Annotated in this window: 21 protein-coding genes; 13 read left to right on the top strand and 8 right to left on the bottom strand. The window is 48.5% G+C overall.

Translation table 11 applies throughout. From position 1 onward, the window contains the following. Positions 1-17: 17 nt before the first annotated feature. From aroE to dprA, 4 genes are all read right to left on the bottom strand, one after another. On the bottom strand, positions 18-833 hold the full coding sequence (gene aroE / locus AKN87_RS08350) for a shikimate dehydrogenase (protein WP_053100695.1): 816 nt from the start codon (positions 831-833) through the stop codon (positions 18-20). Then, positions 833-1,753 carry an oxygen-dependent coproporphyrinogen oxidase gene (gene hemF / locus AKN87_RS08345; protein ID WP_053103134.1) on the bottom strand — a complete coding sequence of 307 codons (921 nt, stop codon included), beginning with the start codon at positions 1,751-1,753 and terminating at the stop codon, positions 833-835. The genes aroE and hemF overlap by 1 nt, the downstream gene beginning before the upstream one ends. 91 nt (positions 1,754-1,844) lie before the next feature. Then, positions 1,845-2,402 carry an L-threonylcarbamoyladenylate synthase gene (locus tag AKN87_RS08340; protein WP_053103133.1) on the bottom strand — a complete coding sequence of 186 codons (558 nt, stop codon included), beginning with the start codon at positions 2,400-2,402 and terminating at the stop codon, positions 1,845-1,847. Positions 2,403-2,428: 26 nt separating this feature from the next. Continuing rightward, positions 2,429-3,550 carry a DNA-processing protein DprA gene (dprA, locus tag AKN87_RS08335; RefSeq protein WP_053103132.1) on the bottom strand — a complete coding sequence of 374 codons (1,122 nt, stop codon included), beginning with the start codon at positions 3,548-3,550 and terminating at the stop codon, positions 2,429-2,431. Positions 3,551-3,957: 407 nt separating this feature from the next. Here dprA and def point away from each other — a divergent pair, with 407 nt between their 5' ends. From def to AKN87_RS08290, 8 genes are all read left to right on the top strand, one after another. Beyond that, a complete protein-coding gene (gene def, locus AKN87_RS08325; RefSeq protein ID WP_053100690.1) occupies positions 3,958-4,467 on the top strand; it encodes a peptide deformylase in 510 nt (169 codons plus the stop codon). A gap of 104 nt (positions 4,468-4,571) precedes the next feature. Continuing rightward, positions 4,572-5,528, top strand: coding sequence for a methionyl-tRNA formyltransferase (gene fmt / locus AKN87_RS08320; RefSeq protein ID WP_053103131.1), 957 nt, complete (start codon positions 4,572-4,574; stop codon positions 5,526-5,528). After that, complete coding sequence (rsmB, locus tag AKN87_RS08315; protein WP_053103130.1) at positions 5,525-6,826, top strand: 16S rRNA (cytosine(967)-C(5))-methyltransferase RsmB; 1,302 nt, start codon at positions 5,525-5,527, stop codon at positions 6,824-6,826. Before fmt ends, rsmB begins: the two co-directional genes overlap by 4 nt. A gap of 12 nt (positions 6,827-6,838) precedes the next feature. Beyond that, positions 6,839-8,212, top strand: coding sequence for a Trk system potassium transporter TrkA (trkA, locus tag AKN87_RS08310; protein ID WP_053103129.1), 1,374 nt, complete (start codon positions 6,839-6,841; stop codon positions 8,210-8,212). A gap of 43 nt (positions 8,213-8,255) precedes the next feature. Beyond that, entirely contained in the window at positions 8,256-9,707 is a 1,452-nt protein-coding gene (locus tag AKN87_RS08305; RefSeq protein WP_053100686.1) for a TrkH family potassium uptake protein, read from the top strand. 161 nt (positions 9,708-9,868) lie between these two features. Further along, a complete protein-coding gene (gene dsrO, locus AKN87_RS08300) occupies positions 9,869-10,648 on the top strand; it encodes a sulfate reduction electron transfer complex DsrMKJOP subunit DsrO (RefSeq protein ID WP_053103128.1) in 780 nt (259 codons plus the stop codon). Next, positions 10,629-11,774: an NrfD/PsrC family molybdoenzyme membrane anchor subunit gene (gene nrfD / locus AKN87_RS08295; protein ID WP_053103127.1), complete on the top strand. Its 1,146-nt coding sequence runs from the start codon at positions 10,629-10,631 to the stop codon at positions 11,772-11,774. The genes dsrO and nrfD overlap by 20 nt, the downstream gene beginning before the upstream one ends. Continuing rightward, on the top strand, positions 11,767-14,856 hold the full coding sequence (locus AKN87_RS08290) for a molybdopterin dinucleotide binding domain-containing protein (protein ID WP_053103126.1): 3,090 nt from the start codon (positions 11,767-11,769) through the stop codon (positions 14,854-14,856). The genes nrfD and AKN87_RS08290 overlap by 8 nt, the downstream gene beginning before the upstream one ends. 328 nt (positions 14,857-15,184) lie before the next feature. On the opposite strand, the gene AKN87_RS12125 is transcribed toward AKN87_RS08290, so the two are convergent. The 3 genes from AKN87_RS12125 to AKN87_RS08280 all read right to left on the bottom strand — a co-directional run bounded on the left by AKN87_RS12125 (position 15,185) and on the right by AKN87_RS08280 (position 17,852). Next, a complete protein-coding gene (locus tag AKN87_RS12125) occupies positions 15,185-15,334 on the bottom strand; it encodes an oxidoreductase-like domain-containing protein (RefSeq protein WP_080995537.1) in 150 nt (49 codons plus the stop codon). A 75-nt stretch (positions 15,335-15,409) separates the two neighbouring features. Continuing rightward, entirely contained in the window at positions 15,410-17,047 is a 1,638-nt protein-coding gene (locus tag AKN87_RS08285) for a fatty acid--CoA ligase (protein WP_053103656.1), read from the bottom strand. A 112-nt stretch (positions 17,048-17,159) separates the two neighbouring features. Next, positions 17,160-17,852, bottom strand: coding sequence for a lysoplasmalogenase (locus AKN87_RS08280; protein ID WP_053103125.1), 693 nt, complete (start codon positions 17,850-17,852; stop codon positions 17,160-17,162). Positions 17,853-18,072: 220 nt separating this feature from the next. Here AKN87_RS08280 and trhP point away from each other — a divergent pair, with 220 nt between their 5' ends. Together trhP and uvrD are read left to right on the top strand one after the other, a co-directional pair. After that, on the top strand, positions 18,073-19,434 hold the full coding sequence (trhP, locus tag AKN87_RS08275) for a prephenate-dependent tRNA uridine(34) hydroxylase TrhP (RefSeq protein ID WP_053103124.1): 1,362 nt from the start codon (positions 18,073-18,075) through the stop codon (positions 19,432-19,434). A gap of 72 nt (positions 19,435-19,506) precedes the next feature. Then, the gene (gene uvrD / locus AKN87_RS08270) at positions 19,507-21,798 is read left to right on the top strand and encodes a DNA helicase II (protein ID WP_053103655.1); all 2,292 of its coding nucleotides are present in this window, start codon (positions 19,507-19,509) and stop codon (positions 21,796-21,798) included. A gap of 82 nt (positions 21,799-21,880) precedes the next feature. On the opposite strand, the gene AKN87_RS08265 is transcribed toward uvrD, so the two are convergent. After that, the gene (locus AKN87_RS08265) at positions 21,881-22,972 is read right to left on the bottom strand and encodes a TRAP transporter substrate-binding protein (RefSeq protein ID WP_053103123.1); all 1,092 of its coding nucleotides are present in this window, start codon (positions 22,970-22,972) and stop codon (positions 21,881-21,883) included. 258 nt (positions 22,973-23,230) lie between these two features. Between AKN87_RS08265 and AKN87_RS08255 the strand changes: the two genes are divergently transcribed. The 3 genes from AKN87_RS08255 to AKN87_RS08245 are packed head-to-tail and all read left to right on the top strand — an operon-like array spanning position 23,231 to position 25,875. After that, positions 23,231-24,238 (top strand): DUF2157 domain-containing protein, encoded by a 1,008-nt coding sequence (locus tag AKN87_RS08255; protein ID WP_053103122.1) that lies wholly within the window; start codon positions 23,231-23,233, stop codon positions 24,236-24,238. Continuing rightward, positions 24,231-25,337 (top strand): DUF4401 domain-containing protein, encoded by a 1,107-nt coding sequence (locus AKN87_RS08250; protein WP_053103121.1) that lies wholly within the window; start codon positions 24,231-24,233, stop codon positions 25,335-25,337. The genes AKN87_RS08255 and AKN87_RS08250 overlap by 8 nt, the downstream gene beginning before the upstream one ends. Continuing rightward, positions 25,330-25,875 (top strand): GDYXXLXY domain-containing protein, encoded by a 546-nt coding sequence (locus AKN87_RS08245; RefSeq protein WP_053103120.1) that lies wholly within the window; start codon positions 25,330-25,332, stop codon positions 25,873-25,875. Before AKN87_RS08250 ends, AKN87_RS08245 begins: the two co-directional genes overlap by 8 nt. Position 25,876: the final 1 nt, after the last annotated feature.

Below are 25,876 nucleotides of genomic sequence, written 5' to 3'. Positions count from 1 at the left end.
AGCTAGGAGTGATACCGTTAGAGTTGTTGGCGTAGTTTTTCAATTACGGCTTGGGTGTTAGCCGGATAAATGCCACGCCATAGTTTAAATGATTCTGCTGCTTGGCCCACCAGCATACCTAAGCCATCTAAGCTTTTGGCTGCACCTAGCTGCTGCGCCCACTGACTAAAGACGGTGGTTTCAGCGCCATACATCATGTCATAGCTTACTGTGTGGTCGCGGCTGATCAAATTAGCGTGGAGGGGTGGTAACTCGCCAGTAAGGCTGGCTGAAGTCGCATTGATAATAAGATCAACTGGGGCGCTGATCCAATCAAAACCGCAGGCACTGACGGGGCCAAGGTGCGCAAACTCAGTGGCTAGCTGCTCGGCTTTGCTGACCGTTCGGTTAGCAATGGTTAGCTCCGCTGGCTGGTGGGCCAGCAATGGCTCAATAACTCCACGGGCAGCGCCACCGGCACCAACCAGTAAAATCTTTTGCCCTTGTAAAGGGACTTGATTGATTAATAAATCATTAACCAATCCTGCACCATCGGTGTTATCACCCAGTAAGCGACCATCACTAAGTTTTTTTAAGGTATTTACTGCGCCTGCTTGTTGCGCTCGCTCTGTTAGCTGGTCGGCTAGAGCAAAAGCTTGCTCTTTAAAAGGCACCGTAATATTAGCCCCTTGCCCTGTGTTAAAAAACTGTTTCAGTGTCTCGGCAAAATTATCAAGAGGCGCTAATACACGGCTATATTGCATGCTTTGGGCATGAAAAGCAGCAAACTCCTGATGAATAAAGGGCGACTTACTATGGGCAATAGGATTTCCAAAAACTGCGTAGCGATCCATTATTGATAGGCCTCGCCTAACCAGTCACGGTTTTTCAGGTAAAACTTAGTCAGTTGTGCTTCGGCAGAGCCAGGCTCGGCTTGCCAGTCATAACTCCAGCGAACTACCGGTGGTAAAGACATTAAGATTGATTCAGTGCGGCCACCCGACTGCAGGCCAAATAAGGTGCCGCGGTCAAATACTAAGTTAAACTCGACATAACGGCCACGGCGATGGGCTTGGAAGGCGCGTTGTTGTTCAGTGAAGGGAATGTTACGGCGACGTTCAACAATGGGCAGGTAAGCGTGTAAATAGGCCTCGCCCACAGCTTGGGTGAAAGCAAAACAGGTGGCAAAATCCCAGCGATTTAGGTCATCAAAAAATAGCCCACCAATGCCCCGTGGCTCATCGCGATATTTTAGATAAAAATACTCATCACACCATTGCTTAAACTCAGGGTAGATCTCTTCGCCAAAGGGCGCGCAGGCATCGTGAGCAACTTGGTGCCAATGGACGCAATCTTCTTCAACACCATAGTAAGGCGTTAGGTCAAAGCCGCCGCCAAACCACCAAATAGGTTCTTCACCCTCTTTTTCAGCAACAAATAGACGAATATTAGCGTGAGAGGTGGGGATATGTGGATTTTCTGGGTGAATCACTAAGGATACGCCCATTGCTTGAAATGAGCGCCCAGCTAGTTCTGGTCGAATGGCGCTGGCTGAAGCGGGTAGTTGACCACCATACACGTGGGAAAAGTTCACGCCGCCTTTTTCGATCAGGGCGCCATCGGCAATCACTCGAGTACGGCCGCCGCCTCCTGCTTCTCGCTCCCATTTATCTTCAAAAAAGGTTGCTTGTCCATCGGCTTCTTCAAAGGCAGCGCAAATGCGGTCTTGTAGATCAAGCATATAGGCTTTTACAGCCTCAAATGAATTAGTCACGATTAACTCCCAGACCAAGATCGTCAATTAAAAAATAAATAGGCCTGCAAGCATACCATTGCCAGGCTGTAAGCGAGCTATCTAACCCATGCTACATAGGACGGATGACGGCCCCTGTGCTTAGATCACGAATTAAGCTAGGTGAGCGGTAGCCACCTAAGGGGGCATCCAGTATGGCATCGAGTTGTTGATGGAAATATTGCTCGATCCGAAGCCTTGAAGTTGCAGCCGGTAAGCCCGCAGGATTGGCAGAGGTGGAAATAATCGGTCCAGTCAGCGCACATAATTGTTGCACCAGTGGATGATCAGACACTCTTAAGGCTACAGTACGGTGTTCTCCGGTAACCCAGTGGGGCAGGCGCTGTTTATGGGGCACCAGCCAAGTGTTAGGGCCAGGCCAGGAAGCTTGCAGTTGTTGCAGCTGTTCAGGGTTAAGGTCTTGTAACAGTTCGGCAAACTGCTCGATGGCGCCGGCAATTACGATTAAGCCTTTATGCATGGGGCGTTGTTTAATTGCCAGAATCCGGCGCACCGCTTGCTCATTATAAGGGTCACAGCCTAAGCCCCAGACCGCTTCGGTGGGGTAAGCAATAACGCCGCCTTGCTGAATAAGCTGCGCTGCATGTTGAATCTGCCACTGACTGGCCATAGCTACTCTCGCGTTAAAAAGAGCCGTTATATTAAACTGTTTTTTCGTGAGTGATACAGCCAGAGGCCATTCTCATTGCTAATTAAGCCCAAGATTTCTAGGTCAGTCAGTAGGGGTAATAGGTCTGGAATAGTGAGTTGACTAAGGGCTGCCAGCTCTTCGGTTTGATAACGTTCGGCCTGAATCAACTGCAACAGCTGTTGTTGCTGCACGGGCAGTTCGCTATGGCTATCTAGGGCCGCTGCTGATGATTCTGGAAGCGACTTCCAGCTTTGCAGCTCTTCTAAAGTATGCTCAACGGTTTCAACTAAGGTGGCTCCTTCACGAATTAATTGGTGGCAGCCTCGTGCTCCTGGGTAATGAATTGAGCCGGGAATGGCATAGACCTCACGTCCTTGTTCAGCGGCAAGGCGCGCCGTAATTAAAGAGCCGCTATTGGGGCTGGCTTCTACCACTAACACGCCTAACGCGAGGCCACTAATAATTCGATTGCGCCTAGGAAAGTGCGCCGCCAGTGGTTGGCTGTCGAGTGGTAACTCAGACAAAATCAGTCCACCATGTTGCAAAATAGCTTCTTGCAAAGGCCGATGGCGCGCAGGATAGACTTGATTTAAACCAGTACCCACTACGGCGATGGTCGGTTGGTTAACGGCAACGGCGCCTTCATGGGCGGCCGCATCAATGCCTTGGGCTAAGCCACTGGTGACCACAAAGCCGGCACTACTGAGGGCTTTACTAAATTGAAAAGCAGTCTGTTTGCTACTTACGCTGGCATTACGACTGCCAACGATGGCCAGTTGCGGCTGTTCAATAATCGAATGATCACCCATGGCAAACAGCAGATTCGGTGCACCAGCAGTATTTTTTAATAAAAACGGATAATCAGCTTGATCAATAAAAAATACATGATGATTTGGCTGGGCTAACCAGGCTAAGGTTCGATCAGTAAGTTGCAGGTAATCTGAGTGTTTACGCGCGGCGATACTTTTGGCAGGTAAGCGTAGTTGACGCCATTCTTCAGCATCAGCAGTTAAAGCTGCATGGGCGCTGGTAAAGTGTTGGAGTAAGCCTTGGTAACGCTTTACCCCAATCTCAGGCAGAGACTGCAGTAAAATCCGTGCCGCAATTTCAGTTTGGGATAAAGACATAGCAGATCCTTGCTCGTTAGCTGTTTTCTTGTGTTAATTCAGAGTAACAGTAGTTGTACTATAATCAGTCTCGATTGCTGGTCTGAAATATACTTCATTGTGAGCATAAGTTTTTGACTCTCGAAGCTCATGAAAACTTGTTTACAAGCACTGCACCCTAGGGGCGACAGTCAGCTTGCTGTAAATGATGGTTTTCCTAGAAGAAGCCAGCATTTAGAAAATATCGAGTTGAATGAAGTTTTTCTCATATCTCATATAATGAATCCCTTTATCATATGTCAGAAACTAAAACGTCAGGCGGCTAACATAAAGTTTATTATAATAGAGTTTATGTTTTTATTGATGACGTATCCTGTCTCATCGCAACTGTGACTTTAGTTCACATACTATTTATTTGATGTAGGTTTATGGCCATTTTAACAATTTTAGAGTTTCCCGATCCTAGGTTGAGAACTATCGCGCAACCTGTAGATCAGGTGGATGATGAGTTACGTACCCTGATCGACGATATGTTCGAAACCATGTATGAAGCACCGGGTATTGGCTTGGCAGCCACCCAAGTCAACGTGCATAAACGTGTGGTGGTGATGGATTTATCGGAAGATAAGTCCGAGCCGATGGTATTTATTAATCCAGAGCTAGAAGTGCTGTGTGATGAAACTGATAAGTACCAAGAGGGCTGTTTATCAGTGCCTGGTTTTTATGAAGATGTTGATCGTCCGTTAAAAGTTAAGGTAAACGCCTTAGATAGAGAGGGTAAGCCCTTTGAACTGATTGCCGAAGGTTTGTTAGCCGTGTGCATTCAGCATGAGTGTGATCACTTGAATGGCAAGTTATTTGTTGATTATTTGTCGAATCTAAAGCGTGATCGAATCAAGAAAAAACTCGAAAAACAACATCGCGCCCAGTCGCGCTGAGTGGTAGGTGATTAAAAATTAGCCTTTATGTTCGCGCATAAAGGCTAATTTTGTTTAGGCAAGACTGAATCTATTGGTCTTTGCCATTGAATTGTGAGGGTGTTATGTCTAAATCGTTACGCATTGTGTTTGCCGGTACGCCAGAGTTTGCTGCCAGCCATTTACAGGCTATTTTGCAGCAGGGAGTCCATGAGGTGATAGGTGTTTACAGTCAGCCTGATCGCCCAGCAGGTCGTGGGCAGAAATTGGTAGCGAGTCCGGTTAAGCAATTAGCATTGGCGCATAATATCCCCGTTTTTCAACCCTTAACTTTACGTGATGCTGCTGCTCAAGCAGAGTTAGCTGAGCTTAAGCCAGACCTAATGGTAGTGGTGGCCTACGGTTTAATTTTACCGCAAGCAGTGCTGGATATGCCGCGTCTAGGCTGCATTAATAGCCATGCATCGCTATTGCCCCGTTGGCGTGGAGCAGCGCCGATTCAGCGAGCGATTGAAGCCGGTGATGATGTCACAGGCGTGACTGTGATGCAGATGGAAGCGGGGCTAGATACTGGACCGATGTTGCATAAAGTCAGCACGCCGATTACTGCCCAAGATACCGGTGGCAGCTTGCATGATCGTCTTGCTGAGCTGGGTTCGGCCGCCGTGCTTGAGGTGTTACAGCAGCTAGCTGAAGGAACAATGCAGGCAGAAAAGCAGGATGACAGCCTTGCCAATTACGCTCACAAGCTCAGCAAAGCGGAAGCAAAACTAAACTGGCAGCAGTCAGCGACTGAGTTGGATCAGCAAATTCGGGCATTTAACCCTTGGCCAGTGAGCCACTCACAACTTAATGGCCAAGTGATTAAGGTGCATGCTGCGGAACCCGTTTTAGAAAATAATACATCTGCAGCTCCGGGTACTATTCTGGCTGCGGAACGTGAGGGCTTAGTGGTGGCCTGTGGCGAGGGGGCACTGCGTTTAACTCGGATTCAGCTACCCAACGCCAGAGCCATGAGTGTGACTGATGTGCTCAATAGTAAGCAGGAGCTATTTCCCGTAGGCGCGGTGTTTGATTTATGAGTGCGCGTTTAGCAGCGGCCCAAGCATTAGGCGCGGTGATTGCTGGAAAAGCCTCACTGAATGGCAGCTTGCCAGCACAGCTAGATCGGGTTGCCGAGCAGGATCGAGCACTGGTCCAAGAATTGGCCTTAGGTACGGCGCGCTGGTTTCCCCAGTTAGAGGTGTTGGCCAATCAGTGGCTGGAAAAGCCATTTCGCCGTGCCGATAGTGATGTGCAGGCATTATTATTTATTGGTTTGTATCAGTTGCTGTATATGCGCATTCCAGAGCATGCGGCGATTAGCGAAACAGTCAATGCCGCTGCTGGACTGAAGAAAAAATGGGCTAAAGGCTTATTAAATGCGGTGTTGCGTAAAGCGCAAGCTGAAGGGGCAGAGCAGTTACAACAGTTACAAAAAGATCCAGTAGTGGTCACTGCCCATCCTCGCTGGCTACAAAAGCAGCTAAAAGCGGTGTGGCCAGAACACTGGTTGGCAATTTGCGAGCAGGCAAATCAGTATCCGCCGTTTACCTTGCGGGTGAACCAGCAGCGTATCAATCAAGCTGATTACCTAGCCTTATTGGCTGAGCAGGGGATTGCAGCCAAAGCAACTGCGTACAGCGATGTAGGAATTACCTTAGATAAGCCGTGTTCGGTGTATGAGTTGCCGCACTTTGCTGAAGGCTGGGTCAGTGTGCAAGATGAGGCGGCGCAATTATCAGCGGGTTTGCTCGATTTACACGCTGGGCAACGGGTATTAGATGCCTGCTGCGCCCCCGGGGGTAAAACCTGCCATATTCTGGAAACTGAAGCTAATTTGCAGGAACTGATAGCTATTGATCTAGAGCCCCATCGCCTCAAACGGGTAGCAGAAAACCTAGCGCGGTTACAGTTAACTGCTCAACTAAAAGCTGGAGATGCGCGCCAGCTTGAGCAGTGGTGGGACGGCCAGTTATTTGATCGGATTTTATTAGATGCCCCTTGCTCAGCAACTGGGGTGATTCGGCGCAATCCTGATATTAAAATCACCCGTCAGGCGGCTGATATTCCAGCCTTAGCTACGCTGCAAGGGGAATTATTGGATGTGTTATGGCAGACCCTAAAACCAGGCGGTGTGCTGCTGTATGCGACCTGCTCAATTTTGCCTGAAGAAAACACTCAGGTGGTTGAGGCCTTTTTAGCGCGAACCCCAGGGGCCGAGCAGTGGTCGATTAAAGCGGAGTTTGGTCTTGAACAGCCAGCGGGGCGTCAGTTGTTTCCCCAAGCCCAAGGACACGATGGTTTTTATTATGCGCGCTTAGTTAAGGCCGCTGAGTAGAGTAGCAAGGCAATGAAAATTATTATTCTAGGTGCAGGGCAAGTGGGCGGAACCTTAGCAGAATTGCTCGCCAGTGAAGCCAACGATATTACGATTGTCGATACCAACGTTGAGCGTTTGCGCGATCTGGGTGATCGCCTAGATATTGGTACGGTGGTTGGTCACTGTTCTTACCCAACGGTGTTACGCCAAGCCGGCGCCGATGATGCCGATATGCTGGTGGCGGTAACTAGCAGTGATGAAACCAACATGATTGCCTGTCAGGTGGCGCATACTCTGTTTCGTACCCCAACGAAAATTGCGCGTGTACGGGAGTCGGCGTATCTCACCCGTACCGGACTATTTGATAACGATGCGATTCCGATTGATGTACTGATCAGTCCCGAACAAGCAGTCACTAACTACATTAAGCGCTTAATTGAGTACCCGGGTGCTTTACAGGTACTGGACTTTGCTGAAGGTAAAGCGCAGTTAGTCTGCGTCAAAGCCTATTATGGCGGGCCATTAGTGGGGCAAGAGTTACGTCAACTGCACGCCCATATGCCGAATATTAATACCCGAGTGGCAGCCATTTTTCGCCGTGATCGACCGATTTTACCGAAAGGCGATACCGTGATTGAGGTAGATGATGAAGTGTTCTTTATTGCTGCACGGAATCATATTCGCGATGTAATGAGTGAAATGCGGCGCCTTGAAGACAGCTATCGCAAAGTCATTATTGCTGGCGGCGGACACATTGGTGAGCGCTTAGCCGAAGCAATTGAAAGCCGCTATCAGGTAAAAATTATTGAAATTAATCCCTCACGCTGTAGGTATCTGTCAGACAGCTTAGATACCACGGTGGTGTTGCAGGGCAGTGCTTCAGATCGAGACTTACTGGTTGAAGAAAATATTGATGAGGCTGATATCTTTTTGGCCTTAACCAATGATGATGAGGCCAATATTATGGCGTCCTTGCTGGCTAAACGCTTGGGTGCGCGTAAGGTGATGGCGATTATTAATAACCCCGCCTATGCTGATTTGGTCCAAGGTGGTGCGATTGATATTGCAATTAGTCCGCAGTTAGCGACCTTAGGCACCTTATTAACCCATGTGCGGCGGGGCGATATTGTAAGCGTGCACTCATTGCGCCGTGGCGCTGCTGAAGCGATCGAGGCGATTGCCCATGGTGATAAGCGCTCGAGCAAGGTCATTGGGCGTAAAGTGAAAGATATTCGCTTGCCACCGGGGGCAACCATTGGTGCGATTATTCGTGATGAAGAGGTATTAATTAGTGATGATCAGGCGGTGATTCAAGCCGAAGACCATGTGATTATCTTTGTCATGGATAAAAAGTATATTCGTGACGTTGAGCTCTTATTCCAGCCGGGACTCACCTTTTTTTAAGCCACTATTACCGCTAATCAGCTGATTTAACGACGAGTTTTTTATGCACTTTGCTGCCATTTGCCGAATTGTGGGAATCTTGCTCATGACCTTTAGCCTCAGTCATGTGCCGCCCATTATCATGGATATTTATTATGCCGAAGGCACTTGGTTAAGCTTTACCGGCGCGTTTTTAATTACCCTACTGACTGGTTTTTTTGCTTGGTTACCGACCCGTAAAGCCAGAGCCGAAATGCGGGTACGTGACGGGTATTTAATTACAGCGTTATTCTGGGTGGTACTGGGCACCTTCGGGTCGATTCCTTTTTTACTATCGAACAGTCCCTTGATGGGGATTACTGACTCGTTATTTGAAGCTTTTTCGGGTTTAAGCACCACCGGCGCGACTGTGCTAACGGGTATCGATCAATTGCCGCGCGCAATTCTATATTACCGCCAACAATTGCAGTGGTTAGGGGGTATGGGAATTGTGGTATTAGCAGTAGCGATTATGCCGATGTTAGGAGTGGGCGGTATGCAGTTATATCGCACCGAAATGCCTGGCCCATTAAAAGAAAATAAGCTTTCACCACGCATTGCCGATACGGCCAAAACCCTGTGGATGATTTATTGCGGTTTAACGGTGCTCTGTGCTTTGGCTTATTGGGCGGCGGGCATGAGTTTATTTGATGCCGTTGGCCATAGTTTTTCGACGATTGCGATTGGCGGTTTTTCTACCCACGACGCCAGTATTGGCTATTTTGATAGCCCATTAATTGAAGCTATTTGTATTTTCTTTATGGCGTTCTCTGGGATTAACTTTGGCTTGCACTTTGCGGCCTTGCGCAGTGGCTCAATCTTTACTTATTTGAAAGATGCCGAGTGCATGACCTTTTTGAAAATTTTAGCTGGCACTTTTGCTTTAACTTTGGTGGTGCTGTTGCTGTATAGCACCCACGATGACTGGACCCATAGCTTACGTTTTGCAGCCTTTCAGGTGGTTTCGGTGGCTACCACAACTGGCTTTGGTGTCGACGACTTTAGTAGCTGGCCCACATTCTTGCCGTATTTACTGTTATTTACCGCCTTTATTGGCGCTTGTGCTGGCTCAACCGGTGGGGGAATGAAGGTGATGCGCGTTATGTTGGTGTATCGCCAAGGTCAGCGTGAAATTCATCGTCTATTGCATCCCAGTGGGGTCTTTACCGTTAAGCTGGGCAAGCGCAAGGTGCCTGATCGAGTGATTGAGTCGGTCTGGGGGTTTTGCGCAATGTATGTGGTGACCTTTATTGTATTGCTGCTGGTGTTGTTGGCCTTGGGCGTTGACCCAGTTACCGCGTTTTCTAGTTTAGCCTCCAGTATGAACAACTTAGGGCCAGCCTTTGGTGAAGCAGCAGCACACTATGCGTTATTGCCTAGTGGTGCCAAATTGGTCTTAAGTTTGGCCATGGTGCTGGGGCGCTTAGAAATTTTTTCTTTAGTGATTTTGTTATCTCCTGCCTTCTGGCGCTATTAAGTGTGCACAGTGCGCCCTATTGACCCACGGGTCTGCGCTATATCTTAAAAAATATAGCGCATAATTGGCTAAGCAATACATTGATGCCCATCAGTATTGCGTGATTTGGAGTCTTGTATCTTCCTCAGTCATAAGTATGAGAAGAGCCTGAGGAGGCCGACATGGATTTTATACGTCGCTCGCTGTTAGGGCAGTTAGCCCGGCTGACAGCGGGAGCAGCGCTAGTCCCCTTGGCGAGCATAGCTCAAGCGGGTATCAATGATCAGCCACCACGACGTGAGGGTAACCCTGAAAAGCGTTACGGCATGCTGATTGATTTGCGCCGCTGTATAGGCTGCCAAGCCTGTACGGTATCGTGTCATATTGAAAACCAAGCACCGATGGGCAATTTCCGTACCATTGTCTCCCAGTTTGAAGTCGAAGATGCAGTCAGTGGTGACTGCGCTACCTTTATGTTGCCGCGTTTATGTAATCACTGTGATAACCCGCCCTGTGTACCCGTTTGCCCAGTGCAAGCTACCTTTCAGCGTGAGGATGGCATTGTTGTAGTAGATAACGATCGCTGCGTTGGCTGTGCTTATTGCGTTAATGCTTGCCCTTACGATGCGCGCTTTATTAATGAAACCACGCAAACGGCAGATAAATGCACCTTCTGTGCCCACCGCTTAGAAGCTAACTTGTTGCCAGCTTGTGTTGAGTCGTGCGTGGGAGGAGCGCGGATTATTGGCGATATGCGTGATCCGAATAGCCAAATTAGCCGCTTAATTGCCGAACATCGTGAGCAATTAATGGTGCTACAACCTGAAAAAAATACCCTGCCGCAAGTGTTTTACCTCGGCATGGATGAGCAGTTTGTTTCTCGCCCCGTTGCCACGCCAGGTATTTGGGATGTGCGCGACGCAGAAGGTAAGGAGATTGGTTATGAATTCGCTGGTCACTGAGGTTTTAGTTCCACGTTATGGTTTGGCTTGGTATCCCTGGGCGGTGCAGTATTTCTTCTTAATTGCGCTTTCTTATGGCGCACTGTGGTTGAGCGCGCCGGGGTTACTCGGCGCCAAAAACTGGAAAGCCACCACCAAAGTAGGTTTGCTAGCCTGCGTTAGCACCACCTTGGTTGCGCCTGTGGCGTTACTAGCTGACTTACACCAGCCGCTGCGCTTCTGGCATTTTTATGCTCACCCAACGCCGTGGTCGTGGATGAGTGTGGGCAGTTTTATGCTGCCGTTATACGTGGGCGCAGTGGTGTTACTAGGCTGGCTGGTTTGGCGTCCGCAGATGTTTGAACAGCGCACAGAGCCTGGGTTACAGGGCTGGGTAGCACGAATTGTCACCTTGGGTACCTGGCGCGAGCCAGCACTTAGTGTGCCGTTATTGACACTCGGTGCGCTGTTTATGTCTTTGGGCATCATGCTCTATACCGGTGCTGAGGTAGCGGTAGTGAAAGGTCGTCCGTTATGGAATACCGTTTGGCTACCACCGATGTTTGTAGTCACTGGGCTTGTTGGGGCGTGCGGTTTAATTGCGTTGCTGAATCGTATCTCTGGCGTGAATAAATCCAGCGTGTATAAGCAAATGTTCTCGGTGATGTTTATTGCCTGCTTTGCATGCGGTCTGATCGCTATCACTTGGTATTTAGACGGCATGAACGATATTGATAGTTCAGTAGCGGCTGCCATTGCTTCGGTTAAGGTCAGTGCGACCTGGCGCAACATGGCGTTATGGGCTGCAGTTGCTGGTGTTGTGCTCACCGTATTAGCTTGGCTGATTAGTCGTAACTATCGCTTACAAGCTTATGGCTGGTTGGCAGGCTTATTAGCGCTGCACGTGGCCTGGATGTTCCGCTGGTCGGTACTGATGGATGTGCAAACCATTGCCCGTAACAGTGCGGGTTTTAATGATTACACCGTAGCGCTCGGCTCATCAGGCATTTTAGGTATTGTTGGAACCTTTGGTTTATGGCTGGCCGCTATTTTATTGATTGAAATCTTTGTGCCTTGGCGTGGCATTGAACAACGCCAATCTAACCCATCATCCACTGCTGTAGGGGGAGTTGCGAGTCATGGATAAGTCACGTCGAAATTTATTAAAAGGCGCTGCCGCTGGTGCTGGGGTTGCCACGTTTGTTGCTGGTTACTCCGGCCCGCTGGAGAAAATGCTACACGGAATTAAAGGCACTTCAGGTGAAAAAGCCAAGGATCGGATTCACGGCAATTCGTTAGAGCCCGAGTATTCGATTGATAGCGCTACTGGTGAGTTAACCCTGAATCCTAATCAGCGCACCGCATTTACAGTATGTTACGGCTGCACCACCTTATGCGGCGTGCGGGTACGGGTGGATAATCAGACTGATGAAGTGCTGCGTGTGATTGGCAACCCTTATCATCCGCTATCGGGTGATCCCCATTTGCCGCAGGCCACTCCAGTATTAGATGCTTTAAAAAGTGTCAGTGGCTTTGAGGAACAAGGATTAGCGGGTCGCTCTACTGCTTGCGCGCGCGGTAACGCAATGATGGCGCAAATTACTAGCCCCTTTCGCTTGACTCATTGTTTAAAGCGCGTAGGCAAGCGAGGTGAGCGGAAGTGGCAAAAAATTTCCTTTGAGCAGCTGGTACAAGAAGTGTGTGAAGGTGGTGATCTATTTGACGAGGGCCACGTACAAGGCTTGCGTGAACTGCATGATCACGACACGCTGATTGATCCAGACAATCCAGAGTATGGGCCGATCGCTAATCAGTTATTAGTGATGGATGCCACCGACTATGGGCGTACCGCAATTTTACGGCGGTTTGCCTTTAATGCCTTTGGCACGCGTAATTTTGGTGCCCACGGACCTTATTGCGGATTAGCGTTTCGCTTAGGTTCAGGCGCAGCGATGAATGATATGGATAAAAACGCCCACGCCAAGCCCGATTACACCCATACCCGCTTTGGCTTATTTATTGGTACAGCTCCTAGCCAAGCCGGTAACCCCTTTAAGCGTCAGGGGCGTTTATTAGCTGAAGCGCGGGCCCATGGTCAAATGGAGTATATGGTGGTAGATCCCGCACTCAATGCGACTGCTTCACACGCGGCAGCTGAGCGTAATCGTTGGGTGCCAATTTTACCTGGTTCAGATAGTGCATTTGTTATGGGCTTAATTCAGCATATGTTGAACACCCAAGGATATGCCGCTGATTATCTGGCCATTCCGTCACCTAAAGCGGCGCAATTGGCTAATGAACCGGGGCACAGTAACGCTACCCATTTAGTGATTGAGTCTAAAGATCATCCTCGCGTGGGTCACTTCTTGCGTCGCTCTGATTTAGGTTTAACGGAGTTAGAAGCAGACGATAACTCCTTTATGGTGCTTAGCGAGCAAGGAGAGCTGGTCGATTCGATGACGGTGGATCGGGCTCAGTTATTTGTTGATCAAACCATTGCTACGCCTAATGGGCCAGTAGCGGTTAAGAGTAGTTTAACCAAGCTAAAAGAGTCTGCTGATCAGTACAGCATGCAGCACTATGCCAAAGAGTGTGGGATTCCTGCAGATAAAATTATCGAAATAGCAGATAAATTCATCGAACATGGACGAAAATCGGTGGCTGATTGCCATGGCGGTATGATGTCCTCGAATGGCTTTTATGCCTCCTTTGGCGTCACTATGCTTAACGTCTTAGCCGGTAGTTTTAACTTGCGTGGCGGAGCGATTAAAGCGGCTGGCCAGTTTAATGGCGTGGGGCCCGGTCCGCGCTACAACATGGAAGATTTTCCAGGTAAACGAGCGCCTAAAGGCGTATTTTTGTCGCGCTCACGCTTTCCCTATCAAAAATCCTCCGAATTTAAGCGCAAGGTAGCCGCCGGACAATCACCTTATCCTGCCGATGGACCTTGGCGTCCGTTAGCTCCACCGCTGATTACCGAGCATATTACCTCGGGCTTGCATGGTTACCCTTATCCGTTAAAAGCGGTAATTGGACACATGGCTAACCCTATTTATGGTCAGGCGGGGCTAGAAAAGTTGATTGGTGAATCAATTAAAGATCCAAGCAAAATCGGCTTATATATCGGGGTGGATGGCTTTATTAACGAAACCAACCGTTATGCTGATTATCTAGTTCCTGACTCGGTCATGTATGAAGTGTGGGGCTTTACTGGTTCTTGGGGTGGAACCAATACCCGCATGACCACTGCCTGCTGGCCGGTGGTTGAGCCGAAGCAGCAAAAAACGGCAGAAGGTGAACCGGTAAGTATGGATAGCTTTTTAATTGCCGTCTCTAAGCGTTTAGGTTTGCCTGGGTTTGGCGATAACGCCATTCCTGATGCTGAGGGTAATTTGCATCCGCTGAACAAGGCCGAAGACTTTTATCTACGCGCTGCGGCTAACGTTGCCTTTCAAGGCCAGCCATTACCCGATGCCACTGAAAGTGATGTGCTGCATGGCGGCATTGAGCGCTTGGTGCCGATGATTGCTCGCACTCTCAAGCACGATGAACAGTTACCGGTGGCTTATATGTATGCCCGTGGCGGACGTTTTGAAGACTATGACCAAGGCTTTAAAGATGGACAACATCGCCATGCGTGGTTGCGGCCTATGTGTGTGTATAACGAGGACGTAGGGACTGCAATTGATAGCCGTACCGGTGAGCGTTATGTGGGTAACCCACAGTTTCAGCCACCGATTTTCTATGATGGTACGCCAATGCGTGAGATTTATACCTTAGAGGAGTGGCCGCTATTAGCATTTTCCTTTAAGTCCAACGTGATGAACTCTTATTCGGTTGGGTTAGAGCGTTTGCGTATGGTTAAACCTTACAATCCAGTGTTGCTGCATGAGGCCGATGCTAAGCGATTTGGTGTGCAGCATGGCGATACGATTGTGATTGAAAGCCCAGGTGGTCAAGTGATTGGTTTGGCGTTAGTCAGTGCGGGGGTAAAGCAAGGCGCGATCGGTATTGAGCATGGTTTTGGCCATCGCGAGCTAGGTGCCAGCGAGCATCTAATTGATGGAGAAGCTAAGCCATCATTAGATTGGGTGGGAGCTGGGGTTAACTTAAATGATCTAGGCTTTGCCGATCCGACGCGTAAAGTGCCTGCTACATGGTTAGAACACGTTAGCGGAGCCAGTATTCGTCAAGGCTTACCGGTAAAAGTGATGCGTTTAGATAGCTAAGCTCGGTCAGGCTTTGCCGTTACACAAGGTGCTCTATGGGAGGATTGGCTTACATGCAATCAGCTCATAGAGCATTTTTTTATCGCGGCGGATTGTCTCACTAAGGTGTTGCTTACCTAGCGCAATGCTAGGGATTATCAGGTATTGGTTAAGTCGGTAAGGCCTTGCGTCATTATGTCCTGTGGTCAGAATTGTGGCTCCAAACTATTGTTCGACAATTTTTTGGGGCCGAACCCTATGTCTCAGCCTATACTGCCTACACTTTGCATAGCGAGTTTATGCATTAGCACGCATGTGGCGGCGGAGCAGAATACTGGTGAACCAGCCTCTAGTTCTGAGTTTCTTTGGTTTGCTCTGTTGCAGCCTTTTGCTCCGCTTGCCACTGGCGCAATTCATCATAATAAATATCCCAAACACAAGGCTCGCAGGCACTTTCACAGCAATCATAGTCACCGGGTGGAATAGGTTTTTCTAGCATGACCTGCCTCTTAGCAAATTTTTTGCCAGTATACCTGAGCTCTGTGGTCGGGTTAAGTCAAAGCCGAGGGATGAGTTAGTGGTATTGCTCCCGTAGCAGTCGTTTATTGAGCTTGCCAACACTGGTTTTTGGTAGTTCGGCCAGGCTAATAAAACGATCTGGCACACCAAATTTAGACAGTAAACCTTGATCAACAAACTGTTGTAAGTGGGCTTGTAACTGCTCGCTAGCAATGGCCTGTAGCTTGGTGTTGAGTACCACTAGGGCGACAGGACGTTCGCCCCATTTGCTATCGGTTACACCAATCACTGCACACTCTTGAATTGCCGGATGCTGTAACAGAAAGTTTTCAATGGCTAATGACGAAACCCATTCCCCACCGGTTTTAATCACATCTTTAATGCGGTCGGTAATTTTTACTTGGCCTTCTGCGTCTAAAGTGGCGATATCACCTGTATGCAGCCAGCCACCAGCCCATAGCTCGGCTGAACCTGCAGCATCTTTTAGATAACCTTGGGTAAGCCAAGGGGTGCGCACTACAATTTCTCCTTGGGCTTGACCATCATGGGCTACGTCTTGCATGGCTTGGTCGACAATCCGTAATTCAACGAACGGAATGGGTTTACCGGTTTTACAGCGAATCGCTGTTTGTTGCTCGAGCGGTAGTTGCTGTTGCGCTGGGGTTAAATAAGCCAGGGTCAGCACCGGGCAGGTTTCACTCATGCCATAACCAGTAAAGGCATCAATGCCTTGGCGCAGTGCTTGTAGTGCCAAAGGTTCTGGAAAGGCCGCGCCACCAATAATCATTTTTAAAGCATTAAACTGATAATTCGTGCCGGCTTGTTTGAGTAGCATTTGTAAAATAGTAGGCACGCAATGGGTAAAGCTAACTTGATGCTGTTCGATCAGCTGTAATAATTTAGCCGGCTCATAGCGCCCTGGATACACCTGCTTGACTCCCAATAGCGTGGCCAGCAGCGGTACTCCCCAGGCATGCACATGAAACATCGGCGTCATTGGCATATACACATCGTCTTGGTTAAAACGGCCATGGCCAGTGCCAGCCGTGGCACTGCGTAGTGCTAGGGTATGCATCACCAGCTGTTTATGGCTGAAATAGACGCCTTTGGGTAAACCTGTGGTTCCGGTGGTGTAAAAGGTGGTGGCGCGGGTGTTTTCATCTAGCTCAGGAAATGGGCAAGGCCCAGTGGGAGCATTTTTGAGTAATTGCTCATATTCGCCGACATACTGCGCAATTTGCGTCACCGCCTCGGGTAAGGGCGCTTGATCATTGAGCACGATCAGAGTTTTAACCGTTTCTATGCGCTCAGCAATGCTGGCGAGCAAGGGCAAAAACTCGCTATTGATTAGCAGCACATCGTCTTCGGCGTGATTAATGGTATAGAGAATTTGCTCGGCAGATAAACGCACATTAATCGTGTGTAAGACCGCGCCAAGCATAGGGATGGCAAAAAAACATTCCAAGTAGCGATGGCTATCCCAATCCATCACGCCAACGGTTTGTCCCGACTTTAGCCCTACTTGCTGCAAAGCATTGGCTAATTGATGCACCCGTTGCTGTAGGTCTTGGTAACTATACTGCTGATCCTGATACACAATTTGCTGTAAGGGCGCAGTTTGTACGCCACTGTTAAGCAAAGAACCCAGCAATAAAGGGAAATTAAACGCAGGTGCTGCTAGTTGAGTCTGCATAGCTAAGCGCTCCATCAATAGTCCTTGGACTTTGCACGCTAAAACGTCCACTGCTGTGTGGCTACTAGACGTTTAGTCAGTCTACTGGCTAGCTTCTAAGCTTAGTGCCGAATTAGTTGGGGCGGCGAACTAAGGTTTGGCTAACAATCAAAAACTGGGCAGCCATATAGGTCAGCATGATGTAGAAATTGGCTTGGGCGAATGGGTGGGCAAAGCGATCAATTGCTAAAATACTGTCAGATACGGCAAATAAAATTGCGCCAATCAGAACCGTAATAAAAGATAGTTGGCTCACTGCCCGATAACGGCCCATGGCGCTAATCACCATCAAGGCGATCACCAAAATATACAGCGCCACGGGTAATTTGAGTGTACCTAGATCGCTCCACAGGCAGCCATAAATTGCTAAGCCAATGATGGCCATTACCGAGCTTGTTTGTTTGAGCAGGCGTGCGTTGGCATTTTGTTTAAAGTCTGTGTAGCTAAATTGTTGTTGGCGTAAAAAAATCACTACGTACAACAGGTGGCCGATTAGAAAGCTGCCCAAGCCTGCGATAAAGGTGGCTTCCGTATCGGGCAGCATCAGGAAAATATCCCCCAGCATGCCAAAGCCTATGGCAAGTGCTAGCCAGTAACGAAAGGGCGCTTGATTGGCCTGATCAAATAACAGCCAGAGCAGTAAACTAAAGCCAATTAAAGGCTTAGTGCCCAACCGCAGAGCCTCTAAGCCGAAGTGAATTGCGCTTAAGTGGGTAATAAAGATGAGGCTAAAAATGAAATACAGCTGCAGACGATGGCTAGGCATAACAGATCCTTAATTCAGTGATTTGGGGAGACCGACCGAATTGGCAGCTTAGCGCCTTTTATCGGAGTAGACAGTTGGCGCTCAGTCGTAGAGAGCTGAGCATGGTGGGGCGAGAAGAAAAATATCCGACTAAAAAACTTGGTTATGGCGTTTTAATGGCGAAAAAACCATCAAGGACTGATAGAATTGCACCTTTGTTTGACTTTTTCTGAGTGTTGTTATGTCTACCCCGTTTCGTCCTGAGCTGCTATCGCCCGCCGGCACCTTAAAAAATATGCGCTACGCCTTTGCTTATGGCGCTGATGCGGTTTATGCCGGTCAGCCACGTTACAGCTTGCGGGTGCGCAATAACGAATTCGACCATGCCAACTTAGCCTTGGGTATTCAAGAAGCCCATGCGCTGGGTAAGCAGTTTTATGTGGTGGTGAATATTGCCCCACATAACGCCAAGCTCAAAACCTTTGTCAAGGATTTGCAACCGGTGATTGATATGCAGCCCGATGCGCTGATTATGTCGGATCCCGGTTTAATCATGTTGGTGCGTGAGCATTTCCCTGAACAAACTATTCACTTATCAGTGCAAGCTAATGCCGTGAACTGGGCCAGTGTAGAATTTTGGCGCCGTCAGGGTTTAACCCGAGCGATTTTATCGCGCGAGTTGTCGCTCGATGAGATTGAAGAAATTCGCCACCAAGTGCCAGAAATGGAGCTGGAAGTCTTTGTCCATGGTGCCTTGTGTATGGCCTATTCTGGCCGCTGCTTACTGTCGGGTTACATTAATAAGCGCGATCCAAACCAAGGGACTTGCACCAACGCCTGTCGCTGGGAATACAAAACCCACGAAGCCAAAGAAAACGAAGTCGGCGATATTGTGCATAAGTACGAGCCAATTGCCGTCGTGCAGCAGCAAGAACCCACCTTAGGCGTGGGCGCGCCGACCAATGAAGTGTTTTTGTTAGAAGAGGCTAATCGTCCGGGCGAATATATGTCTGCCTATGAAGATGAGCACGGTACTTACATTATGAACTCCAAAGATCTGCGGGCGGTGCAGCACGTAGAGCGTTTGGTTAAGGCCGGGGTGCACTCGCTAAAAATTGAAGGTCGCACTAAGTCGCACTACTATGTGGCGCGTACGGCGCAGGTCTACCGCAAAGCCATTGATGATGCGGTGGCTGGTCGCCCGTTTGATAAGTCGTTGATGGATACGCTGGAGTCACTGGCGCACCGTGGTTACACCGAAGGCTTTTTGCGTCGTCACGTGCATGATGAATACCAGAACTACGAATATGGCTACTCGATTTCTGATCGCCAGCAGTTTGTTGGTGAGTTAACTGGTGAGCGCCGTGGCGAGTTAGCTGAGGTGATTATTAAAAACCGCTTCTTTGTTGGTGATAGCATCGAGCTGATGACGCCCCAAGGTAACCTGACCTTTGATCTGAAGCACTTGGAGAACAAAAAAGGGGCGGCGGTTGATGTTGCGCCAGGTGATGGCCATACTCTTTATCTGCCGGTCCCAGAAAATGTAAACCTAGAGCATGCGTTACTGATGCGCAATTTACCCAGTGGTACAACCCGCGGTTAATCCTTAACTTCGAGTAACAGGCCGCTTTTTAGTGGCCTGTTTGCTTTTATCTCCCCAATGACTGAAGTGATCATGCAAGACGACGATATTTCCTACCTATTGAATGATTTAAATGATGCCCAACGCCAAGCGGTAACTGCACCCTTAGGCACGCAGCGTGTTCTTGCTGGGGCGGGCTCAGGTAAAACACGGGTGTTGGTGCATCGTATTGCTTGGTTAATGAAAGTGGAGCAGGCAGCGCCGCACAGTATTTTAGCGGTAACCTTTACCAATAAAGCGGCAGCCGAAATGCGTGGGCGAATTGAGTCGTTAATGGGCGATCAGCTCAGGGGCATGTGGGTGGGGACTTTCCACGGCTTAGCCCATCGTTTATTGCGTGCGCACTGGCAAGAAGCCAAATTGCCCGAGCAGTTTCAAATTTTAGACAGTGATGATCAGCTGCGCTTAATTAAACGGATTATGCGCGAGCAAGAAATCGATGAAGATCGCTGGCCCGCGCGCCAAGTGCAAGGCTTTATTAATAGCCATAAAGATCAGGGTTTACGCCCGCAACATATTCAAATCAGCGATGACTTCTTTTTAAAGGTCATGGTGCGGCTGTACTTTAGTTACGAGCAAGCCTGTGAGGCCGCAGGCAGCATTGATTTTAATGAAATGCTGCTGCGCTCGCTTGAGCTATTTCGTGATAATCCCAGTTTATTGGAACATTATCAGCGCCGTTTTCAGCATATATTGGTCGATGAATTTCAAGACACCAACGCTGTGCAATATGCGTGGTTACGCTTTTTAACCCAAAATAGCCGTAGCTTTATGGTGGTGGGCGATGATGATCAGTCGATTTACGGCTGGCGCGGCGCGCAGGTGGAAAATATTCAGCAGCTCACCCGCGATTATCCCGACACCCAAACCATTCGTCTGGAGCAAAACTACCGCTCCACTGCCAATATTTTGCAGGCAGCTAACGCTGTGATTGAAAACAACACGGAGCGTTTAGGTAAAAAGCTGTGGACCGATGATGGCGCCGGCGAGCCGATTAGCTTGTTCTCGGCGTATAACGAGCATGACGAAGCGCGTTATATGGTCGAAAGCATTCTGCAAGCGCGTAAGCAGAAGCGCTTAAATTATCAAGATATTGCGGTGCTCTATCGCTCTAACGCCCAGTCTCGGGTGCTGGAAGAAGCCTTATTGCGGGAAAATATTCCCTACCGTATTTACGGTGGTCAGCGTTTCTTCGAGCGTTTAGAAATTAAAAATGCCTTAGCTTATTTACGCCTGACCCAGTATCGCGATGATAACGCTGCTTTAGAGCGGATTGTGAATGTCCCCACGCGCGGTATTGGTGAGAAAACCCTTGAAACGATTCGCGAGTTAGCCCGCGATCAGCAATTGTCACTATGGCAAACCATGCAGCATCTCGTGGCGAATAAAGGGCTACCTGGGCGCGCATTAAATGCAGTGCAGCAGTTTCTACTACTGATTGATGAGCTGGCAAACAAAGTGGATGCTCAAGTGCTGGTATCAGATGCAATGCGGGTGGTGATTGAGCAGTCAGGGTTATTAGAGTATCACCGCGCTGAGCGAGGCGAAAAAGCCCAGGCACGGGTAGAAAACTTAGAAGAGTTGATTAGCGCCGCCAGTGCTTTTGATGAGATAGAAATACAGGTTGAACCGGGCGCCGAAGAAAACTTGGTAGTTGAAAACGAGTTCAGCTATCTTGCTGAGTACGATGAGATTGATCCCTTTAATCAGGACTTGCCGCCATTACAGGCGTTTTTAGATCATGCGGTGCTTGAAGCGGGTGAAAAACAAGCGGAAGAGAATACCGACTGCGTACAGCTAATGACCTTGCACAGTGCCAAGGGGCTAGAGTTTTCTTTAGTGTTTTTGGTGGGTATGGAAGAAGGTCTATTTCCCCATAAAATGAGCTTAGAAGAACCGGGGCGCTTAGAAGAAGAGCGGCGTTTAGCCTATGTTGGCATTACCCGGGCGATGCAAAAACTGGTGATCACCTACGCTGAAACCCGCCGCCTGTATGGCAAAGAAACCTACAATAAAATGTCACGCTTTGTCCGGGAAATTCCCTCAGCCGTGCTGCAAGAAGTACGTATGGGCAACAGTGTGTCACGGCCTACCTTCTTTGATAACGCTAGCCTCAGCAAAAGCAGCAGTGCGGGCTTTGCTAATGCGGAAGTGCCTAACACCCAATACAAACTTGGGCAAATTGTGCGCCACAGTGTGTTTGGTGATGGAGTCATTTTAAACTTTGAAGGCTCAGGTGCTCAGGCACGAGTGCAGGTGCAGTTTGCCAGTGAAGGCAGTAAGTGGCTGATGGCATCCTTTGCTAAGCTTGAAGTGATTGGTTAAGGTTTTCATCCATTGTCGAATAAAAAAATCCCCGAAGATAAGTAATCAACGGGGATTTTTTTCTTAGCTGGTTAACTGAGGCTTAACGCCAGTTATACAGCTCTTTTTCTGATAACTCGTGCATCTTAGTGGTTTTCTTTTGGAAATCCTGCATAGAGTCCCAAATCCGCTGGTTAAGATCACTTTCGGCTGCCAAGGCCGCCAGTACATTGGCTGACTCTTGCTTCATTGCTTCAAGTACAGAATCAGGAAAGCGGCGCAGTTGCGTGCCCGAGCTGATTAACTCTTCTAGGGCGCGGGCGTTGTTCCATACGTAGTCATCTAACATATCTTGGTTAGCAGCACGAATGGCTTCAGTAACAATGGCCTGTAGGTCTTTAGGTAGCTTATCCCAAGCCTTTTGGTTGATGATAATTTCTAAAGTCGCTTGTGGCTCTTGCCAGCCTGGATAGTAGTAGTACTTAGCTGCTTTATGTAAACCAAAGGCTAGGTCATTGTAGGGGTTAACCCAGTCACTGGCATCAATGGCGTTGGTTTGCAGCGCGGTAAATACCTCGCTACCTGGCAAGTTAACGGTAGTGGCACCTAAGCGGTTTAAAACCTCGCCGCCAAGACCCGGCATACGAATTTTTAAGCCCTTAATATCATCTAAGGAATTAATTTCTTTGTTAAACCAGCCGCCCATTTGCATCGCGGTGTTACCCGCTAAGAACGGTTTCACACCAAAGGGCGCGTAGGCTTCTTCCCATAGTTTTAAGCCGTCACCTTTATTGACCCAAGCATTCATTTCAATGGTGGATAAACCAAAAGGAACAGAGGTAAAGAATTGTGAGGTGCTGGTTTTACCTTTCCAGTAGTAAGAAGCGCTGTGACCAATTTCTGCCGTGCCATTGGATACGGCGTCAAATACTTCAAGTGCAGGTACCAGTTCACCAGCAGAGTACACTTTAATTTTTAGCCGACCGTCAGTCATGGCGTTGACTCGCTCAGACAGACGCTCCACTGAGGTACCAAGGCCGGGGTAGTTTTTTGGCCATGAGGTGACCATTTTCCACTCAAATTTTTCTGCTGGGGCTGCCGCTGCGCTTGAAGACGCTGCTTCTTCCTTACAGCCAGCTAAACCGATGGCTGCTAATAAAGCCGCGGTTAATCCAAATAATTGACGACGTTTCATGTCAGCTCCTTTAATAGTTTTCACTATGATACGCAATTTTTAGCCGAAAATAGTGCAGTCAAAAAAAACGCATTAAACACGCACTTTGCACAGTTTTTTCGCGACATTCTGTTAAAAAAGGGCGGCATTGATGGGGGGGATTTTTGTAACCGCAATTGCTTGGCCGAAGGGCTAATTATTCAGGTCAAGCAGACTAAAGCCTGAGAAAAACAAATCGCAGAAAAAACTGCCAATACTGCCTAAGATAGCCACAGGTGTATGACCCAAGTGAAAGATGAGGATGTTCAATTGAACAACAGTAAGCAACTGATGCAGTGGGTAGCCCAAGGTGCATTAAAGCCCGAAGATCTGCCCCAAGCACTAGCATTAACCCAGGCCCTTCCCAGCCCCCAGCAACAAGGCCGGTTTTTTAGTTATTTATTACTGATTAGCGGTGTGTTGTTATTGGTCAGTGGGGTGATTTTTTTCTTTGCCTTTAACTGGGATGTATTACATCGCTACAGCAAATTTGCCGTGGTTCAGGGAGCATTGGCGATGTGTTTATTGCCACTATTTAAATACCCCGTTAGTCATCCCGTGGGGCAACTCTGCTTAGGGGCTGCAGCATTAATGGTGGGCGCTTGTTTAGCGTTGGTTGGGCAAACCTATCAAACCGGTGCCGACAGTTATCAATTGTTTTTAGTGTGGGCGGGATTATTAGTGCCATGGTTGTTGTTAACTCAGCAACTATTTTTAATGGCTTTGATATTAGTTTTAGCCAACCTTGCATTGTGGCTTTACAGCAGTTTATTTAATTGGTTGTTCATCTTGGGTAATGACTACTTTTTATTGAGTGCGGTGGCACTTAATCTAAGCAGCTGGTTGTTGTTGGAGCTGTATCAGCGCGTTAAACCCCAAGCCTTTTTACCTTGGTTGATTACGGCAGTGTTTAGCTGGAGTGTGTTGCTGGCCAGTATATTGGTGCTGAGTAACCTTGGGTTACACAATCGTTTTGAGCTGATCAGTTTAGGGGTTTGGGTGTTGTTAGTGCTGGGAGCGGGTTATTTCTATCGTTACCGTCAGCTACATGTATTGCACTTAGCCTTGCTAGCTTTATCGGTGATTGCCTATCTGACTGCACAAGCGGCGAATGTATTAGGCAATAGCTGGTGGGGTGAGTTGAATTTGCTGTTGCTGGGTGGATTTTTTATGGGGCTAAGTTTGCTCGCAGGTAAGTACTTGCAGCGGTTGTATCAGCAGGCTGAATCAGGAGCAGAGCATGAGTAATGTCTTGTGGCAGCGCTTACACAAGGCGCAGCTAGTCACGGGTACCCAACCGCTTGTTGCAAGCAGCGCTAACCCTTTGTATTTGCGTCTCTTAGCCGGTTTTGCTGGATGGGTGTCGGTATTATTTTCACTAGCGCTAATTTACAGCATCAGTAGCCTAGTATTAGAGCTATTTGCTGCACCCTCATCGTCGTTAGAAGGCAGTGTGAGCTTAGTGATGGCTGCATTATACGGAGGCTTGGCGTTGGGTTTAAGTTTACTGGCGCCTGGGCATTTATTTTTAGTGCATTGGAGCCGTGCCTGTTATTTGGTTTCCCAAGGGCTATTGGTGCTGGGTTTAGTGCTGCTGTTGGACAACAATCAATGGGCGGCGGGTGTGCTGTTATTGGTGAATGCAGTGCTGTTTTGGCTATTTCAAGCGCTGGTATTACGAAGGCTTAGCTGCCATTTGTGGTTGGCCAGTATTTGTTGGTTGGTGTGGGATAGTTATCTGTATTTAGTGTGGCCGGTATGTTTGCTGGTGGCAGCGCTGATTTGGTTAAACTTATTTCGCTGGGCTCGTTGGGGTCGCTGGTTAGAACCGATTGCGCAGTCGGCCAGTTTATTTTTTATCCTCGGCATAGGCTTGTTTTACTACAGCTATGCGGCTAGCAGCACTGGTTGGGGTTTAATCCAGATCAGTGGTGAAAATTTTTGGCGCTGGTTTAATCCTGCAAATATTGCCTGTAGTGTGATTAGTGCAGGTGCTGGGCTGTATTTAGTCCGCAACATGGCTGACTCAGCTCGGTTCAGTGCGCTGCAGGCGGTGATCATTGGTTTGGTGCTATTGCTGAGCGTTGCGAATCAGTGGTTGGTGGGTGTGTCAGGCAGCGTTTTATTACTCGCTTTGGCGGTGCGCATCGGTTATCAGCGCTTAGCGTTGAAATTATTGCTGAGTTTACTGGTGTTGCTGGTGTGGTATTACTATTCGTTGCACTTAAGCTTGTTACAGAAATCCTGGTGGTTAATGGGATCAGGCGTTTGTTTGATTACTGCCTTTATCTTGATTCGTTACTTACAGACTTGCAGCCAAACATCGCAGGAGCTTAACCATGACTAATCTAGCCAAGCCAAAATCTCCTATTACTGGCTGGGTGCTCGTGTTGGCACTGCTACTATTAGGACTGATAAATTACAGCATCTGGCAACATGAGCGCACCCTTAGCCAAGGACAAACAGTCATTTTGGAACTGGCTCCGGTGGATCCACGTTCGCTAATGCAGGGTGATTATATGGCGCTACGTTTTGCCCTAGCCGAGCAGATAGCTGCACAGCAACGTGCTGAGCCTTTAGCGCAACAAGTGGCGTATACGGGTTTGGCCACGTTAGCGCTAGATCAGCAGCAGTTAGCTACGTTGGTCAGCTTAGAGGCTACACAACCATTAGCTGATAATCAGGTGCGTGTGCAGTACCGCCAGCGTCATGGCCAGATTCAGTTTGCAACCAATGCTTTTTTCTTCCAAGAAGGTACGGCCAGTATTTATGAGCAGGCCAAGTATGGCTTATTTAAAGTAAATGCTAAGGGCGAAATGTTGCTCGCGCGTATGTTAGATGCACAGTTACAACCATTAGGGGTTAATCGTTTATTACAGGATTAAC

The sequence above is a fragment of the Thiopseudomonas alkaliphila genome, assembly GCF_001267175.1.
GTDB lineage: Bacteria > Pseudomonadota > Gammaproteobacteria > Pseudomonadales > Pseudomonadaceae > Oblitimonas > Oblitimonas alkaliphila.
This window is presented reverse-complemented; position numbering and strand designations above follow the sequence as displayed.

Bases quoted from the DNA above. Each gene is read 5' to 3' on its own strand.
- AKN87_RS08265 (WP_053103123.1), bottom strand. From the start codon at position 22,972: ATGAAACGTCGTCAATTATTTGGATTAACCGCGGCTTTATTAGCAGCC.
- AKN87_RS08255 (WP_053103122.1), top strand. From the start codon at position 23,231: ATGACCCAAGTGAAAGATGAGGATGTTCAATTGAACAACAGTAAGCAA.
- AKN87_RS12125 (WP_080995537.1), bottom strand. From the start codon at position 15,334: ATGCTAGAAAAACCTATTCCACCCGGTGACTATGATTGCTGTGAAAGT.
- fmt (WP_053103131.1), top strand. From the start codon at position 4,572: ATGTCTAAATCGTTACGCATTGTGTTTGCCGGTACGCCAGAGTTTGCT.
- AKN87_RS08290 (WP_053103126.1), top strand. From the start codon at position 11,767: ATGGATAAGTCACGTCGAAATTTATTAAAAGGCGCTGCCGCTGGTGCT.
- uvrD (WP_053103655.1), top strand. From the start codon at position 19,507: ATGCAAGACGACGATATTTCCTACCTATTGAATGATTTAAATGATGCC.
- AKN87_RS08305 (WP_053100686.1), top strand. From the start codon at position 8,256: ATGCACTTTGCTGCCATTTGCCGAATTGTGGGAATCTTGCTCATGACC.
- AKN87_RS08285 (WP_053103656.1), bottom strand. From the start codon at position 17,047: ATGCAGACTCAACTAGCAGCACCTGCGTTTAATTTCCCTTTATTGCTG.
- rsmB (WP_053103130.1), top strand. From the start codon at position 5,525: ATGAGTGCGCGTTTAGCAGCGGCCCAAGCATTAGGCGCGGTGATTGCT.
- AKN87_RS08245 (WP_053103120.1), top strand. From the start codon at position 25,330: ATGACTAATCTAGCCAAGCCAAAATCTCCTATTACTGGCTGGGTGCTC.
- aroE (WP_053100695.1), bottom strand. From the start codon at position 833: ATGGATCGCTACGCAGTTTTTGGAAATCCTATTGCCCATAGTAAGTCG.
- AKN87_RS08340 (WP_053103133.1), bottom strand. From the start codon at position 2,402: ATGGCCAGTCAGTGGCAGATTCAACATGCAGCGCAGCTTATTCAGCAA.
- trhP (WP_053103124.1), top strand. From the start codon at position 18,073: ATGTCTACCCCGTTTCGTCCTGAGCTGCTATCGCCCGCCGGCACCTTA.
- AKN87_RS08280 (WP_053103125.1), bottom strand. From the start codon at position 17,852: ATGCCTAGCCATCGTCTGCAGCTGTATTTCATTTTTAGCCTCATCTTT.
- nrfD (WP_053103127.1), top strand. From the start codon at position 10,629: ATGAATTCGCTGGTCACTGAGGTTTTAGTTCCACGTTATGGTTTGGCT.
- def (WP_053100690.1), top strand. From the start codon at position 3,958: ATGGCCATTTTAACAATTTTAGAGTTTCCCGATCCTAGGTTGAGAACT.
- trkA (WP_053103129.1), top strand. From the start codon at position 6,839: ATGAAAATTATTATTCTAGGTGCAGGGCAAGTGGGCGGAACCTTAGCA.
- dprA (WP_053103132.1), bottom strand. From the start codon at position 3,550: ATGTCTTTATCCCAAACTGAAATTGCGGCACGGATTTTACTGCAGTCT.
- dsrO (WP_053103128.1), top strand. From the start codon at position 9,869: ATGGATTTTATACGTCGCTCGCTGTTAGGGCAGTTAGCCCGGCTGACA.
- AKN87_RS08250 (WP_053103121.1), top strand. From the start codon at position 24,231: ATGAGTAATGTCTTGTGGCAGCGCTTACACAAGGCGCAGCTAGTCACG.